This window comes from Caulobacter sp. P1_B12_2, from assembly GCF_056406675.1.
In genome coordinates this window covers 1-14,872 of the sequence record NZ_JBFTZS010000054.1, presented here as the reverse complement: position 1 = coordinate 14,872, position 14,872 = coordinate 1, and the positions used below count along the sequence as shown (strand labels likewise).

General features: G+C 66.3%; 15 protein-coding genes. 11 read left to right on the top strand and 4 right to left on the bottom strand.

What is annotated here, in order from left to right; genetic code table 11:
* A partial coding sequence (locus AC1DZ6_RS05520; RefSeq protein ID WP_477096186.1) for an alpha/beta fold hydrolase occupies window positions 1-362 on the bottom strand: 362 nt, incomplete at its 3' end.
* Window positions 363-418: 56 nt separating this feature from the next.
* On the opposite strand from AC1DZ6_RS05520, the gene AC1DZ6_RS05515 reads away from it, so the two are divergent.
* Both AC1DZ6_RS05515 and AC1DZ6_RS05510 read left to right on the top strand, forming a co-directional pair.
* A complete protein-coding gene (locus AC1DZ6_RS05515) occupies window positions 419-1,585 on the top strand; it encodes a glycosyltransferase family 4 protein (protein ID WP_477096185.1) in 1,167 nt (388 codons plus the stop codon).
* Window positions 1,582-2,553 carry a glycosyltransferase family 9 protein gene (locus AC1DZ6_RS05510; protein ID WP_477096184.1) on the top strand — a complete coding sequence of 324 codons (972 nt, stop codon included), beginning with the start codon at window positions 1,582-1,584 and terminating at the stop codon, window positions 2,551-2,553. Before AC1DZ6_RS05515 ends, AC1DZ6_RS05510 begins: the two co-directional genes overlap by 4 nt.
* 6 nt (window positions 2,554-2,559) lie before the next feature.
* Here the strand turns inward: AC1DZ6_RS05510 and AC1DZ6_RS05505 are convergent, their stop codons facing one another.
* From AC1DZ6_RS05505 to AC1DZ6_RS05495, 3 genes are all read right to left on the bottom strand, one after another.
* The gene (locus tag AC1DZ6_RS05505) at window positions 2,560-2,982 is read right to left on the bottom strand and encodes a hypothetical protein (protein WP_477096183.1); all 423 of its coding nucleotides are present in this window, start codon (window positions 2,980-2,982) and stop codon (window positions 2,560-2,562) included.
* Between the two features lie 276 nt (window positions 2,983-3,258).
* Window positions 3,259-3,756 (bottom strand): hypothetical protein, encoded by a 498-nt coding sequence (locus AC1DZ6_RS05500; RefSeq protein WP_477096182.1) that lies wholly within the window; start codon window positions 3,754-3,756, stop codon window positions 3,259-3,261.
* A gap of 169 nt (window positions 3,757-3,925) precedes the next feature.
* Window positions 3,926-4,537, bottom strand: coding sequence for a YitT family protein (locus AC1DZ6_RS05495; protein WP_477096181.1), 612 nt, complete (start codon window positions 4,535-4,537; stop codon window positions 3,926-3,928).
* A gap of 287 nt (window positions 4,538-4,824) precedes the next feature.
* Between AC1DZ6_RS05495 and infC the strand changes: the two genes are divergently transcribed.
* The 9 genes from infC to pheT form a co-directional block, all read left to right on the top strand.
* Window positions 4,825-5,346: a translation initiation factor IF-3 gene (gene infC, locus AC1DZ6_RS05490; protein WP_007672122.1), complete on the top strand. Its 522-nt coding sequence runs from the start codon at window positions 4,825-4,827 to the stop codon at window positions 5,344-5,346.
* A gap of 203 nt (window positions 5,347-5,549) precedes the next feature.
* Window positions 5,550-7,466, top strand: coding sequence for an alpha/beta hydrolase family protein (locus tag AC1DZ6_RS05485; protein WP_477096180.1), 1,917 nt, complete (start codon window positions 5,550-5,552; stop codon window positions 7,464-7,466).
* A 91-nt stretch (window positions 7,467-7,557) separates the two neighbouring features.
* Window positions 7,558-8,808 (top strand): MFS transporter, encoded by a 1,251-nt coding sequence (locus AC1DZ6_RS05480; protein WP_477096179.1) that lies wholly within the window; start codon window positions 7,558-7,560, stop codon window positions 8,806-8,808.
* Between the two features lie 56 nt (window positions 8,809-8,864).
* Complete coding sequence (locus AC1DZ6_RS05475; RefSeq protein WP_477096178.1) at window positions 8,865-10,793, top strand: S9 family peptidase; 1,929 nt, start codon at window positions 8,865-8,867, stop codon at window positions 10,791-10,793.
* Window positions 10,794-10,951: 158 nt separating this feature from the next.
* Window positions 10,952-11,152: a 50S ribosomal protein L35 gene (gene rpmI / locus AC1DZ6_RS05470; protein ID WP_012285249.1), complete on the top strand. Its 201-nt coding sequence runs from the start codon at window positions 10,952-10,954 to the stop codon at window positions 11,150-11,152.
* A 13-nt stretch (window positions 11,153-11,165) separates the two neighbouring features.
* Window positions 11,166-11,525, top strand: coding sequence for a 50S ribosomal protein L20 (rplT, locus tag AC1DZ6_RS05465; protein ID WP_477096177.1), 360 nt, complete (start codon window positions 11,166-11,168; stop codon window positions 11,523-11,525).
* A gap of 301 nt (window positions 11,526-11,826) precedes the next feature.
* Window positions 11,827-12,900 carry a phenylalanine--tRNA ligase subunit alpha gene (gene pheS, locus AC1DZ6_RS05460; RefSeq protein WP_477096176.1) on the top strand — a complete coding sequence of 358 codons (1,074 nt, stop codon included), beginning with the start codon at window positions 11,827-11,829 and terminating at the stop codon, window positions 12,898-12,900.
* Window positions 12,900-13,289: a hypothetical protein gene (locus AC1DZ6_RS05455; protein WP_477096175.1), complete on the top strand. Its 390-nt coding sequence runs from the start codon at window positions 12,900-12,902 to the stop codon at window positions 13,287-13,289. The genes pheS and AC1DZ6_RS05455 overlap by 1 nt, the downstream gene beginning before the upstream one ends.
* A partial coding sequence (pheT, locus tag AC1DZ6_RS05450) for a phenylalanine--tRNA ligase subunit beta (RefSeq protein WP_477096174.1) occupies window positions 13,289-14,872 on the top strand: 1,584 nt, incomplete at its 3' end. The genes AC1DZ6_RS05455 and pheT, both read left to right, overlap by 1 nt.

Below are 14,872 nucleotides of genomic sequence, written 5' to 3'. Positions count from 1 at the left end.
GCCTTAACCCGGTCGGGCCGCGCCACGGCAGCCAGGCAGGCCAGCCAGCCGCCCATCGACGAGCCGACCAGCACCAGCGGTCCTTCAGTCAGCTCGTCGATCACCGCCAGGGCGTCCTCACGCCAGCGGGTGATCGTGCCGCCTTCGAAATCGCCGTCCGACTCGCCGTGGCCGAAATAGTCGAACCGCAGATAGCCGCCGCCGGTGACCCGCGCCTGATCGGCCAGGACCTGGGCCTTGGTTCCAGCCATGTCGGAGTGGAATCCACCGAGCCACACGACCGTGGGTTGGGTTCCGGGCACGACGCGGTACGCCAACCGAAGATTGTCGTTGCGAACGAGGTGCTGAAGGGAATCGGTCATGGCGCGGCCTTGTTCATTTCGATAACTACGACCCCCTAACTTGGTTAGAGCAACGCGTGTCCATCCTCCCCGACGATTTCACTCTTTTGCAGGTGACCCCGGAACTGGAAACCGGCGGGGCCGAACAGACGACGATCGACGTGGCCCACGGCGTGATCGCCCAGGGCGGCAAGGCCCTGGTCGCCACAAAGGGCGGCCGCATGGCGTCCCGGCTCGAGGCCGACGGCGGCCGCCTGGCCCAGATGCCGGCCCAGTCGAAGAACCCGCTGATCATGCTGGGCAACGCCGCGCGGATGATCGACCTGATCCGTCGTGAGAAGGTGAGCCTGGTCCACGCCCGCTCGCGCGCCCCCGCCTTCAGCGCCCTGTGGGCGGCGCACGCGACCAAGGTCCCGTTCGTGGCCACCTATCACGGCGTCTACAACGCCAAGTCCAGCCTCAAGCGCTGGTACAACGCCGTGATGACCAAGGGCGACCTGGTGATCGCCAATTCCGAATACACCCGCGCCCATGTGATCGCCGAGCACGGCATTCCCGCCGACCGCGTGGTGGCCATCCCGCGCGGCGTCGACCTGACCCGCTTCGAGCCTGGCCTGGTCTCGGCGGAACGGGTCAAGGCGCTGCGCGACGCCTGGGGCGTGAGTTCCGAGGATCGCCGGCTGAAGGTGCTGCTGGCCGGCCGCCTGACCCGCTGGAAGGGCCAGGCCATGGTCATCGAGGCCGTGGCGCGGCTGAAGGCGATCTCCGACACCCGCATCCTGCTGCTGCTGGTCGGCGACGACCAGGGCCGCAAGGCCTATCGGACCGAACTGGAGCACATGATCGCCCAGGCGGGGCTGCGGGACAGCGTCAAGCTGGTCGGCCATTGCGACGACATGCCGGCCGCCTATCTGGTCGCCGACCTGGCCATCGCGCCCTCGCTGGAGCCCGAGGCCTTCGGCCGCACGGCGGTCGAGCCGCAGGTGATGGGCAAGCCGGTGATGGCCGCCAACCACGGCGCGGCGCGCGAGACCGTCGTCAACGGCGAGACGGGCTGGCTGGTGGCGCCGGGCGACCCCGAGGCCTGGGCCGAAGCCCTGCTGAACGCCTGCGAGGCGGGGGCGGCCCGACGGCAGATCATGGGCATGGCGGCGCGGGCGCGCGCCCGAAAATTGTATTCTGTTGACGCGATGGTCGAAGCAACGCTCAAGGTCTACGCACGCGTTCTGGAGACGAAAAGTTGAGCAAGGAAATCAAGAAGGTCCTGGTCATAAAGCTGGGCGCCCTCGGCGATTTCGTTCTGGCCCTGGCGGCGATGAAGAAGATCCGCGAAGCCCATCCGCGCGCCAAGATCACCCTGCTCACCACCCCGCCTTTCGAAGCCCTGGCCAAGCTGTCGCCGTACTTCAACACGGTGGAGACCGACGGCCGTCCCAGCGACTTCGGCGACCTGACCGCCCTGCTCGGCCGACTGCGCAAGGCCCGTTACGACCGGGTCTACGACCTGCAGACCAACAGCCGCACCAACTGGTACTTCCAGGCCCTGCGGCCGTTCGCGCCGCAATGGTCGGGCATCGCTTCGGGCTGCTCCCTGCCCCAGCGCGGCAAGGCCCGCTATCACATGCACACGCTGGAGCGGCAGGCCGACCAGCTGAAGCAGGCTGGCATCTGGCCCGACGCTCCGACCGAACCGGGCGGCGCACCCGCCCCCGACCTGTCGTGGATCCTGCGCCGCACCAAGGAGCCGCGCCCGGTGGCCGGCGCGACCGCGGCCAAGCCCTATGTGCTGCTGGTGCCGGGTGGCTCGGCCCACCGGCCCGAAAAGCGCTGGCCGGTCGAGAGCTACGCTCAACTTGCCGCGCTTCTAAAAGCGCGTGGGCTCGACATCGTGATCATCGGCGGCCCACAGGAAAGCGCCATGGCCCGCCAGATCCAGAAGGCCGTGGGCCAGGCCCGCGATCTGACCGGCCGCACCGACTTCGCCCAATTGGCCGTGCTGGGGGCCAAGGCGGCCCTGACGGTCGGCAACGACACCGGCCCGACCCACTTGCTGGCCGCCGCCGGCGCGCCGACCATCGCCCTGTTCTCGGACGCCTCGGACCCCGAGCTGTGCGGCCCGCGCGGCCACGTGGCGGTGATCCGCTCGCCGGACCTGAAGGCCCTGCCGGTCAGCACCGTGGCCAGCGCGGCGATCTCTCTGCTGCCGCGCTAGGCCTTTCTACGGGGCCACGCCCTGGCTCTGGTCCTGACGATCAAGCGCAACGGCCTGCGCGTCCGTGACCTCGCCGCGCGGACCGCCTTCGATCGTGGCGGCGGGGACGCCCAGCTGGTCCGCCGAGGTGACGCCCGAAACCGACTTGGCTCGCACGCCGCCCGACTGCAGCCATTGGATATAGAGCAGACGGGAAGCGGCCTCGTCCGCGGCGTTGAACGTGCGACCGCCCAGACCGCCGATGGGGATCGCCGAGATCATCGTGGTGCGACCATCGACCAGCAGCTCGGTGTAGATCGCCTTGGCCTGAACCAGCCGTCCCGTCCGCTGATAGCCGGTCGCCAGATTGAACCGATCCACCGGACCGCCCTTCTTGGCCACAATCTTCTTGAAGGCGTTGGTCCCGGCCCAGTCATCGCCCTGAGCCATCAGCTTCAAGGCGTCGGGTTCGGCTACAGGTTGAGACTGAGCAGCGATTTCGCCAGACGTTAGTGCATTTGCACTATTTTGAGCGTGGACCGCCGTCGAGGCCAGTGCCCCACAGGCAGCCAAAAGCATAGCGTGGATTTTCCGCACTTTCCGTCCTCCAAATTTTCAAATTTTCACAGGCTTCCGACGTGTGAAGACTTGTTCCGAAAACAGGAGCGTGCGGTGAAGGTTTTAGTTCACTATGATTTGTAAATAATCGTTAGGCACGTTGGCGGGCTAGTAAGACGCGCGTCGACGCGCTTGCCGATCGAGTTTCTTCGCCGCCTCATCGGACACGTCACCGTAGGTCGGGCCACCCACCGTGGCCGAGGCGTCGATGCCGACGACATCGGCCGAAACCGCCCCCGAGTTGCGCGCCATGACCTTCCGCGTCGTTTCTGAGCTCATCCAATCGAGATAGAGAAGCCGCGAGGCGGCCTCGTCGGCCACGTTGAAGACCCGCGAGGGGGCGTGCTGTGCAGGCGTCGAGGTCGCGGTGGTGGCCTGCCCGTCGACCAGCAGTTCGCGGTAGAGGCTTCGAGCCTGCTCAATACGCCCAGTACGCTGGTAGCCGGTCGCCAGGTTGAACCGGTTCATCGGAGAATTGTCCGCAGCCACCAGCCTCTTCAGCGCGTTGGTCGCGCTCCAGACGCTGCCCTTGGACATCATGCCCAGCGGATCCGCCGCATAGACCGCCGTCGCGCCCAAAACCGCGCACGCGGCCGCAATGATCAAATGACTTTTTCGCACTTCTCACCCCCATGAGGATCAAGCGTCGCAGGTTTCCGACATGCGACGCTTATCGGGCCAAGACAGCGCCAGTAGCGGCGTGCGGCTCCGCTTAGCTTTACAATAAATTAACCAAACTTCACAGTGGAATATCGGCGTTATTCGAAACGGTATGTCAGTACCCCTCGTACCGTCCCGGCTTGTGGTTGGCGATGATCACCACGCTCAGCGCCACGGCCGAGACGATCGACAGCAGCAGCTTGTCCCAGCTGATCACCGCGAAGGCCGCCGCCACGATCACGCAGTCGGACGCCATCTGCACCTTGCCGGCGCTGATCCCGCGCTTTTCATAGAGCCACAGCGCCAGAACCCCGATGCCGCCGACGCTGGACTTGTGCCGCGCCAGGGCCAGGATCCCCATGCCGATGATCGTGCCGCCGAAGATCGCGGCGAAGACCGGATCGACCGTGGTGATCTTCAGCCAGAACGGCATGCCCAGGGCCAGCCCCGCCAGCATCAGGTTGGTGACCAGGGTCTTGCCGGTGAACGTCCAGCCCAGGGTGCGCTGGGCCAGCACGTAGAACGGTATGTTCAGCAGGAAGAACAGCACCCCGACCGGCCAATGGATCAGGTACGAGACGATCAGCGCCACGCCCGCGACCCCGCCGGTCGACAGGCCCGCCGCCTTCAGCAGGGTCAGGCCCACGGCGATGAAGCTGGAGCCGATCAGCAGGGCGTGAACGTCCTCGATCGGGGTGTGGCGGGCGGCGGAAGTCTGGGTGGTCATGGAGGCTTGAACGGGTCGCGAATGGAAATGGAGGCCGACCCGACCCTGACGTTTCGCTCCCCGCACCCCTGTTTGGCCTGCTCGGCCCCTTAAAAGACGGGCCTCAGGCGCCATGCGCCTTGATAGCGCGGGACTCCTTCGTCATATATCACTTGCGAACGCGGCGTCCCCTGGACTCCGCGCGAACTCATTCAAAGATACGACGCTTTAAACAGTGTGCCTAAGGATCAACAGGTCCGGCGGCAAAAGCCCTTAAACAACACCGGAGCCGCCCTATTCGCCGTCCTATGCAAACGCCGCCCGTCAAGGATGGTCCGCGTATCAACGATGACATCCGCGTCCCTCGCGTCCTGCTGATCGACCAAAACGGCGAGAAGCAAGGCGAGATGCCGATTTCCGCCGCGCTGGAAGCGGCCGAGGAAGCTGGCCTGGACCTGGTCGAGATCGTTCCGAACGCGAACCCTCCGGTCTGCAAGATCCTGGACTATGGCAAGTTCAAGTTCCAGGAGCAGAAGAAGAAGAACGAGGCCCGCAAGCGGCAGAAGATCGTCGAGCTCAAGGAAATCAAGCTGCGCCCCAACATCGACATTCACGACTACGACGTGAAGGCCAAGTCGATGACCCGGTTCTTCGAGGAAGGCGACAAGGTCAAGGTGACCCTGCGCTTCCGCGGCCGTGAAATGGCGCACCCGGAACTGGGCATGAAGCTGCTGCTGAAGGTCAAGGCCGACTTCGACGAGATCGCCAAGGTCGAGTACGAGCCGCGCATGGAAGGCCGCCAGATGATCATGATCCTGGCTCCGCGCTAAGATCGGCTCACGCCAAATCCTGAGAGACGCCCCGGCCTCGCAAGGCCGGGGCGTTTTTCTTTGCGCGCTCCCCGGACGGGGCCGCCTCAACTGGACGATGTAAACAAGCTCGACAGTACGGCTGGCTTTGCTAATTTGAGCGGAGTTCGGGGGGATTTCGCGTGTTGAAGAGTGTCTTGGCCGTCGTCACGGCCGGTTTTGTCATGACCACGGCCCTTGGCGCCGACGCCGCGCCGGCGGCGGGGGCTCCGCCGCTTTCGGTCTACGGCCATCTGCCCAATGTGGAACAGGTCGAGATCTCGCCAGACGGCACGAAGCTGGCGATCTCCGTTACCGACGGTGAGAACCGGATGCTGCTGATCCGCGAGGCGACCGAGGGCGGCAAGCTGATCTCGGCCATGAACTTCGCCACGACCAAGCTGCGCGGCGTGCAATGGGCCGGCATGGACCACATCCTGGTCACTACCTCCAGCACGGCCCAGCCCTACGGCCTGAGCGGGCCCAAGCGCGAATATCTGATGGCCTTCGACTACAACCTGGTCACCAAGAAGCAGCGCCTGCTGATGGAGAATGAGAAGGAGGCGATGAACGTCGTCCTGGAGTCTCCCGACGTGCGCTTCATCGACGGCGTGCCCTACGCCTTCGTCGAGGCCGTGCACTTCAACGACGGCGTCGGCCAGAACACACTCTACAAGATCAATCTGAAGAACGGCGCGACCCGCATGCTGGACGGCGGCGGCGACGACGACACGGACGACTGGCTGGTGTCGACCGACGGCCTGCCCCTGGCGCAGTCGCGGTACGACCAGAAGAAGGGCGACTGGTCGCTGAGGATCCGAGGCGACCGCGGCTGGATCACGGCCGACCGCGCCGTTTCCAAGATGGGGTCACGCGGCCTGGCCGGTCTCGGTCGCGACGGCCGCTCGGTGCTCGTCTGGATGGAAGACGAGAACGACGAGGACAAGACCGTCCTGAACGAATACGCGCTGGACGGCGGCCATGTGGTGATCCCCGACAGCGCCAGGTTCGACAGCCTGATCCACGCGCCCGACGGCTCCAGCCTGGTGGGCGCGTTCAGCCTGATCGGCGACGAGCGCCGCTACATCTTCTTCGACGCCAAGCTGCAGACCAGCTGGAACGCGGTGATCAAGGCGTTCCCCGGCGAGCAGGTGTCGCTGGCCTCGTGGTCGGACGACAAGCGCCAACTGGTGGTCTGGGTCGATTCCCCGACCCTGGGTCCGGCCTACGCCTTGGTGGACCTGAACGCCAAGAGCGCCCGCTTCCTGACCGACGTCTACCGCGGCCTGACCCAGGAGGGCGTCAACAAGGTCGAGCCCATCAAGTACAAGGCCGCCGACGGCCTGGAGATCACCGGCTACCTGACCCTGCCGCAGGGCAAGGATCCCAAGAACCTGCCGCTGGTGGTGCTGCCGCACGGCGGGCCGGAAGGGCGCGACACCCTGGGCTTCGACTGGTGGAGCCAGGCCCTGGCCTCGCGCGGCTATGCGGTGCTGCAACCCAATTTCCGGGGCTCGGAAGGCTTTGGCTGGAACTTCGTCAAGGCCGGGTTCGGCCAGTGGGGCAAGGCCATGCAGACCGACCTGTCGGACGGCGTGCGCCACCTGGCCAAGCAGGGGACGATCGACCCCAAACGGGTCTGCATCGTCGGCGCCAGCTATGGCGGCTACGCGGCCCTGGCGGGCGCGACCCTGGACAAGGGCGTCTATCGATGCGCCGCCTCGGTGGCCGGCCCCGCCGACCTGAAGCGAATGCTGACCGACAGCAACAAGCTCTATTCGTCGAGCAACAACTCGACCATGCGCTACTGGCTGCGGTTCATGGGCGCCGAGGGGGTCAAGGACCCCGACTTGGCCGTCATCTCGCCCGTGCAGCAGGCGGCCAAGATCGAGATCCCGGTCCTATTGATCCACGGCAAGGACGACACCGTCGTGCCCTACGTCCAGAGCACGCTGATGGCCGACGCCATGAAGAAGGCCGGCAAGCCGGTCGAGCTGGTCACCCTGCCCAGCGAGGATCACTGGCTGTCACGCGGCGCCACCCGCCTTCAGATGCTGACCTCGGTGACCGACTTCCTCGAGAAGAACAACCCGCCGAACTGACGGGTCGCAACGCCCGCGCCTAGCAGCCGCCTTCTGAAATTTCAGATAGCGGTCGCCACGGCGCGGGATCGGGCGTAAACCGCGCGGCCTGATGACCACGCTCGACGCACCGCCCGCCCCCACCGCCGTGAAGACGCCGGACGCCACGCCGCGCGCGCTCTACGTGCTGCTGCTGGTGGTGTTCATCAACCTGGTCGGCTTCGGCCTGGTGATCCCGCTGCTGCCCTTTTACGCCAAGTCGCTGAACGCCAGCCCCTGGCAGGTGACGGCGCTGTTCTCGGCCTATTCGCTGGGCCAGTTCCTGGCCGAGCCGTTCTGGGGACGGCTGTCCGACAGGATCGGCCGGCGGCCGGTTCTGATCGTCACGATTCTGGCCAACACCCTCTGCTACGTCGCCCTGGCCTTCGCGCCGACCATCGCCTGGGCCTTCGCGATCCGCCTGGTCAGCGGCTGCGCCACCGGCAACATCTCGACCATCCAGGGCTACATGGCCGACGTCACCCCGCCGGAAAAGCGGGCCGGCCGCATGGGCCTGCTGGGCGCGGCGTTCGGCATGGGCTTCGTGGTCGGCCCCACCCTGGGCGGACTGCTGCCCGGCGTGGCCAAGTTCTTCGGCCATTCCGACACCGGACGCCTGGCCTTCCAGATCCCGCTGCTGACCGCCGCCGCCCTGGCCGCCGTCGCCGCCCTGGGCGTCTTCCTGTTCGTGGTCGAAAGCCGCGCGCCCAGCCACAAGGACGCGCCGGTGATCCGCCGCCGCGACCACCTGGCCGCCGCCGCCGCCCATCCGGTGCTGTCGCGCGTGTTGCTGGTCACCCTGATCTCGACCGCCGCCTTCGCGGGCATGGAGGCGGTGTTCGGCCTGTGGACCCAGGCGCGCTTCGACTGGGGCCCGCGTCAGGTGGGTCTGTGCTTCGCGGTGATCGGGGTGATCGCCTCGGTCGGCCAGGGCCTGATCACCGGCCGGCTAGCCCGCCGGTTCGGCGAGGCCAAGGTGCTGACGGCGGGTCTGGCGATCATCGCGCTCAGCCTGGCCCTGACGCCGTTCGTGCCGACCAGCGCCTTCGTGCCCCTGGCCGTGGGCTGCACCGCCTTCGGCCAGTCGCTGGTCTTCCCGTGCATCGCGGCCCTGATCTCGCGCGCCACCCCGCCCGACAAGCAAGGCGCCATGCTGGGCCTGAACATGGCCGCCGGCTCGCTGGCCCGGATGACCGGACCGATGCTGGCCGGTCCGCTGTTCGGTCTGGCGATCGGCGGTCCCTACTGGCTGGGCGCGGTGTTGATGATCCCGGCCATCGCCTTCGCCCTGACGCTCGAGCGCCGCGCCAAAGCCGCCGCTTGACCCTCGACAGCTTCAGCATGCCCCGCTAAATATTCTACATTGAGTTGGGGAAATACATGTTCAAGTTGTTCGCCGGCGCCGCCATGGCCGCGCTGGTTTCGTCGAGCGCCACCCTGGCGGGGTCGCTCGACGCTTACGGTCGCCTGCCGGCGATCACCGACGTAGAGATCTCGAGCGACGGCGCCAATCTGGCCTACATCGCCCATGACGGCGGAACCAGCCGGGTGATCATCCAACCGCTGAACGGCGGCGAGATCCAGAGCGTCGATTTCGGCAAGGTCAAGATGCGCGGCGTCAGCTGGCCCGACCCAGGCCACGTGCTGGCCGAGGTGTCCCGCACTGGCACGATCTATGAAATCACCTATGCTGGCGAGCAGTTCCAGGCGACCAGTATCAACATCAAGACCGGCGCCCAGGTCCAGATTCCAAAGCGATCCTACGAGACCATCAACAATGTTCTCAGCGCCAACCCGATCGGCGGGATGGTGGATGGCAAGCCAACGATCTTCACCCAATTCTACGCGGGCGAGGATTACGGATCCCGGCAGGAGGGGCGTTTCGACCTCTATCGCGTCGATCCCGACACCGGCATCGCGGCCATGGTGCAGATGGGCGACTTCAAGACCGGCGACTATATGTTCAAGACCGATGGCACGGTGATCGCCCGAACGCGCTACGACCGCGAGACCGCGCGCTGGTCGATGGAACTGCGAAAGGACGGCAAGTGGGTGGATGGCTATGTCGTCACCGCCGCGCTCGACCGACCGAGCATGGAAGGCCTGTCGCTCGACGAAAAGTCGATTGTGATGTCCATTCGCAACGAGAAGACCGGCGCCTATGAGTTGGCCAACGTCTCGATCGCCGATGGCAAGCTGGGCGACTTCTACGGGCCCGACAGCTCATTCGATGTTGTGCTGGACGACGCCAACCATGTCATCGGCACGGTTACCGAGGTTGGCTACAGGCAATACCAGTTCGAAGAGCCCCGACTCGCGGCCGCATGGTCGATGATTGTGGGAGTCTTTCCCGGTCGGCAGCTCCGATTGCAGTCGCACACGTCGGACTATTCAAAAATCGTAGTCTATGTTGAAGGCACGGGGGAGCCCGGTGGCTATTACCTGCTCGACCTGGCGGCAAGAAAGCTCAGCAAGGTCGGCTCAGCCTATCCCGGCCTGACCAGCGCCGACGTTGCCGAGGTGCGGGCGATCACCTATGCCGCCGGAGACGGCCTGGCGATCCATGGCTATCTCACCCTGCCGCAAGGCAAGACCGCCAAGAACCTGCCGCTGATCGTGCTGCCGCACGGCGGGCCGGAGTCGCGGGACGAGGCCGGATTCGACTGGTGGGCCCAGGCCCTGGCGTCGCGCGGCTATGCCGTGCTGCAGCCCAACTTCCGCGGCTCGACCGGCTATGGCGAGAGCTTTATTCGCGCCGCCGATGGCGAATGGGGAGGCAAGATGCAGACCGACCTGTCGGACGGCGTCCGCTTCCTGGCCAAGCAAGGCGTCATTGATCCCAAGAGGGTCTGCATAACCGGCGCCAGCTATGGCGGCTACGCGGCCCTGGCCGGCATCACCTTGGACAAAGGCGTCTATCGCTGCGCGGTCTCGGTGGCGGGCATTGGCGACGTGGGCGAGATGATCAAGTTCGAGACCCTGCGTTATCGCGAGGAAAGCCCGACTGTGCGCTATCACAAGCGCCTGTTCGGCGTCACCTCGATCTCCGATCCCAAGCTGGACGCACGCTCTCCGGCCCGTCATGCGGACGACGCCGACGGCCCGGTGCTGCTGATCCATGGCAAGGACGACACCGTCGTGCAGTACAGCCAGAGCACCGACATGCGCAACGCCTTGGAGCGGGCCAAGAAGCCGGTGGAATTCGTCACGCTGCGCGAGGAAGACCACTGGCTTTCCCGTGAAGCCACCCGCCAGCAGATGCTGTCGGCCACGGTGACCTTCCTCGAAAAGAACAACCCGCCGAACTAAGCTCCGGCGGAAGTCACGGGAGGGGCGGAGACGGCGCTTGCCATCTGCGCCCCTTTCCCGTACTAACCCCGCCTTTCCGGAACCGCCTGGCTAATGGCATGCCATGGCGGTTCGTCATGCTCTCTAGAGGACGGGGCCGTTAAACGCTCCGACGCGAAATGCCTAAGTTGAAGACCAAGTCGGGCGCGAAGAAGCGCTTCAAGATCACGGCCACGGGCCTGCTGAAAGCCGGCGTCGCCGGCAAGCGTCACCGTCTGATCGGCCACAACGGCAAGTACATCCGCCAAAACCGCGGAACGAAGGTCATGAGTGCTTCGGACACCAAGACCATTCGTTCGTACATGCCCTACGGCCTTTAAGGAGCGCTGACACATGGCTCGCGTCAAACGGGGCGTCACCGCCCACGCCAAGCACAAGAAGGTTCTTGAGCAGGCGAAAGGCTTCTACGGCCGCCGCAAGAACACCATCCGCACCGCCAAGGCCGCCGTCGACAAGGCCGGTCAATACGCGTACCGCGACCGCAAGGTGCGCAAGCGCGCCTTCCGTTCGCTGTGGATCCAACGCATCAACGCCGGCGCTCGCGTCGAGGGTTTCACCTACTCGCAGTTTATCCACGGCCTGGACGTGGCGGGTATCGTGATCGACCGTAAGGTCCTCTCGGATATCGCGGGTCAAGACCCGGCTGCGTTCAAGGCCATCGCTGACAAGGTCCGCGCCGCCCTGGCCGCTTAAGGTCTTTATCGGGTTCGTCCCGATCGCGATCTGAAAAGCCCTCCGGTGCGAACCGGAGGGCTTTTTGCTGTTTGCTTACCACCGTCATCCTCGGACTTGTTCCGAGGACCCCTCGTTCAGCCGAGTTGTCGGTCGGGAGGGAGCTGCAATCTCACCGCCCCACGGATCCGCCTTCTTCGCGGTTGAAGCAGGGGTCCTCGGAACAAGTCCGAGGATGGCGGACGTGGGAGGAAGCGGATGCGACGCAAAGCCCAACTATCGGTTCAACCTCCGCTCCAAATCCTCTAGACGGAACCCCGTCATGACCGATCTCATCTCCCTCGAAGCCGATGTGCTGGCGCAAGTCGCCGCCGCCGGCGATCTCGCCGCCCTCGACGCCGTGCGCGTTTCCGCCCTGGGCAAGACCGGCTCCATCTCGGGCCTGCTCAAGACCCTGGGCGCCATGAGCCCCGACGAGCGCAAGGAGCGCGGCGCGGCGATCAACGTCCTGCGCGACCGCGCGCAGACGGCGCTGAACGACAAGAAGGCCGCGCTGGAAAGCGCCGCCCTCGACGCGCGCCTGGCCAGCGAGACCCTGGACCTGACCCTGCCCGCGCCGCATCGCCGCCGCGGCAGCGTCCATCCCACCATGCAGACGATGGACGAGATGATCGCCATCTTCGCCGAGATGGGCTTCGCCGTGGCCGAGGGGCCCGACATCGAGGACGACTTCCACAACTTCACGGCCCTGAACTTCCCCGAGAAGCACCCGGCCCGCGAGATGCACGACACCTTCTTCTTCAATCCGAAGGAGTCGGGCGAGCGTATGCTGCTGCGCACCCACACCAGCCCCGTGCAGGTGCGGACCATGGTCAGCCAGAAGCCGCCGATCCGCATCATCGCGCCCGGCCGCACCTATCGCTGCGACAGCGACGCCACCCACACGCCGATGTTCCATCAGGTCGAGGGCCTGGTGATCGACAAGGGCATCCACATGGGCCACCTGAAGTGGACCCTGGAGACCTTCATCGCCCGGTTCTTCGAGACCGACGCGGTGACCACCCAGTTCCGGCCGCACCACTTCCCGTTCACCGAGCCGTCGGCCGAGATGGACGTGCAGTGCGACCGCTCGGGCGGCGAGATCCGGATCGGCCAGGGCACGAGCTGGCTGGAAATCCTCGGCTGCGGGATGGTTCACCCCAACGTCCTGCGCGCCTGCGGCATCGATCCGGACGAGTACCAGGGCTTCGCCTTCGGCATGGGTGTCGACCGGCTGGGAATGCTGAAATACGGCATGCCCGACCTGCGCGACATGTTCAGCTCGGACGGCCGCTGGCTGGATCACTACGGCTTCAGCGCCTTCGCCGCGCCGAACGCCGCTTCAGGACTGAGCTGATGAGCTTCCAACCCGGCGGCCGCGACGGCCGCATCCCGACCGACCCCATGGCCAAGGTGTTCGAGAACGTCGACATCTCGCTGTTCGACCTGGCGCGCGCCGTCCTCAAGGCCGGCCAGCGTACGATCAACGGCAGGACGTTCCGCAACTGCTTCATCGAGGGCCCGGCCGTGATGCTGGTGCTCAACAACGTCAATTTCGACAACACCAATTTCGGTCACAACGGCGGCGACATGCGCAACCTCGTGCTGCGCCCGGCCGGGCCGACCAGCGTGGTCGGCGCGATCCCCGTCTCGGACTGCGAGTTCATCAACTGCGAGTTCTTCGGCCTGGGCTTCACCGGACCCGACCAATTCCTCGACCAGTTGCTGACGCTGGAAACCCGCTAATGAAATTCACCCTCTCCTGGCTCAAGGACCACCTCGAGACCGAGGCGTCCGCCACCACCGTCGTCGCCGCCATGACCATGGCCGGCCTCGAGGTCGAACACGTCACGGACCCAGCGACAAAGCTTGCGTCCTTCACGGTCGCCAAGATCGTCGAGGCCGTGCAGCACCCCAACGCCGACCGTCTCCGCGTCTGCCAGGTCGACACCGTCGACGGCCGCAAGGAGATCGTCTGCGGCGCGCCCAACGCCCGTCCGGGCCTGACCACCGTCTACGCCCCGATCGGCGCCTATGTGCCCGGCCTGGGCGTCACCCTGGTCGAGAAGCCGGTGCGCGGCGTCGTTTCCAACGGCATGCTGTGCTCGGGCTCCGAGCTGGAGGCCGACGACGGCTCCGAGGGCATCCTGGAGCTGTCCGACGACCTGGCCGTCGGGACCCCGGCCTCCCAGGCCCTGGGCCTGGAAGCCGTGATCGACTTCGAGGTCACCCCCAACCGCCCCGACTGGCTGGGCGTGGCCGGCATCGCCCGCGACCTGGCCGCGGCCGGCGTCGGGACGCTGAAGGACCTGTCGATCACCCCCGTGCCGGGGACCTTCCCCTGCCCGATCACGATCAAGGTCGACGGCGACGCCTGCCCGACGTTCAGCGGCCGCCTGATCAAGGGCGTCAAGAACGGTCCCTCGCCCAAGTGGCTGGCCGACCGGCTGAAGGCCATCGGCCTGCGCCCGATCAACACCCTGGTCGACATCACCAACCTGATCACCTACGACCGCGCCCGCCCGCTGCACGTCTATGACGCGGCCAAGCTGGTGGGGACCGTGATCGAGGCGCGCCTGGGCCACCACGGCGTCAACGGCGACGAGCACCTGATCGCGCTGGACGGCAAGACCTACGACCTGACCCCGGAAATGTCGGTGATCTCCGACGCCGCCGGCGAGCGGCCGATCGGCATCGGCGGCGTGATGGGCGGCGAAAGCACGGGCTGCTCGGACGACACCACCGACGTCTTCCTGGAAAGCGCCTGGTTCGACCCGATCCGTACGGCCCAGACCGGCCGCACGACCGGCATCAACAGCGACGCCCAGTACCGGTTCGCCCGCACGGTCGACACCGGCTCGGTCGTGCCCGGCCTGGAACTGGCCACCAAGCTGATCCTCGAACTCTGCGGCGGCGAGGCCTCGGAGGTCGTGGTGACCGGCGAGGCTCCGGCCGCGCCCGGCCCGATCCTGTTCGACCCGGCCTATGTCGAGGCCCTGTCGGGCCTGGCCATCGAGCCCGCGCGCACGCTGAAGATCCTGACGGACCTGGGCTTCACCGTCGCCGCGCCGAGCGACGTGTCGACCACCGCCTTCGCCATGAACGCCGAGAGCCTGGTCTGCGTCACTCCGCCGACCTTCCGCCGCGACGTGCAGGGCAAGGCCGACCTGGTCGAGGAAGTGGCCCGGATCGCCGGCTACGCCGCCCTGCCCTCCACCCCGCTGCCGGAAACGGCGCGCGCGGTCGGCGGCGTGCTGACCGCGCGCCAGGCCCGGGCCCGCGGCGCCCGCCGCGCCCGGGCGGCGGCCGGCTACAATGAGGCGGTGACC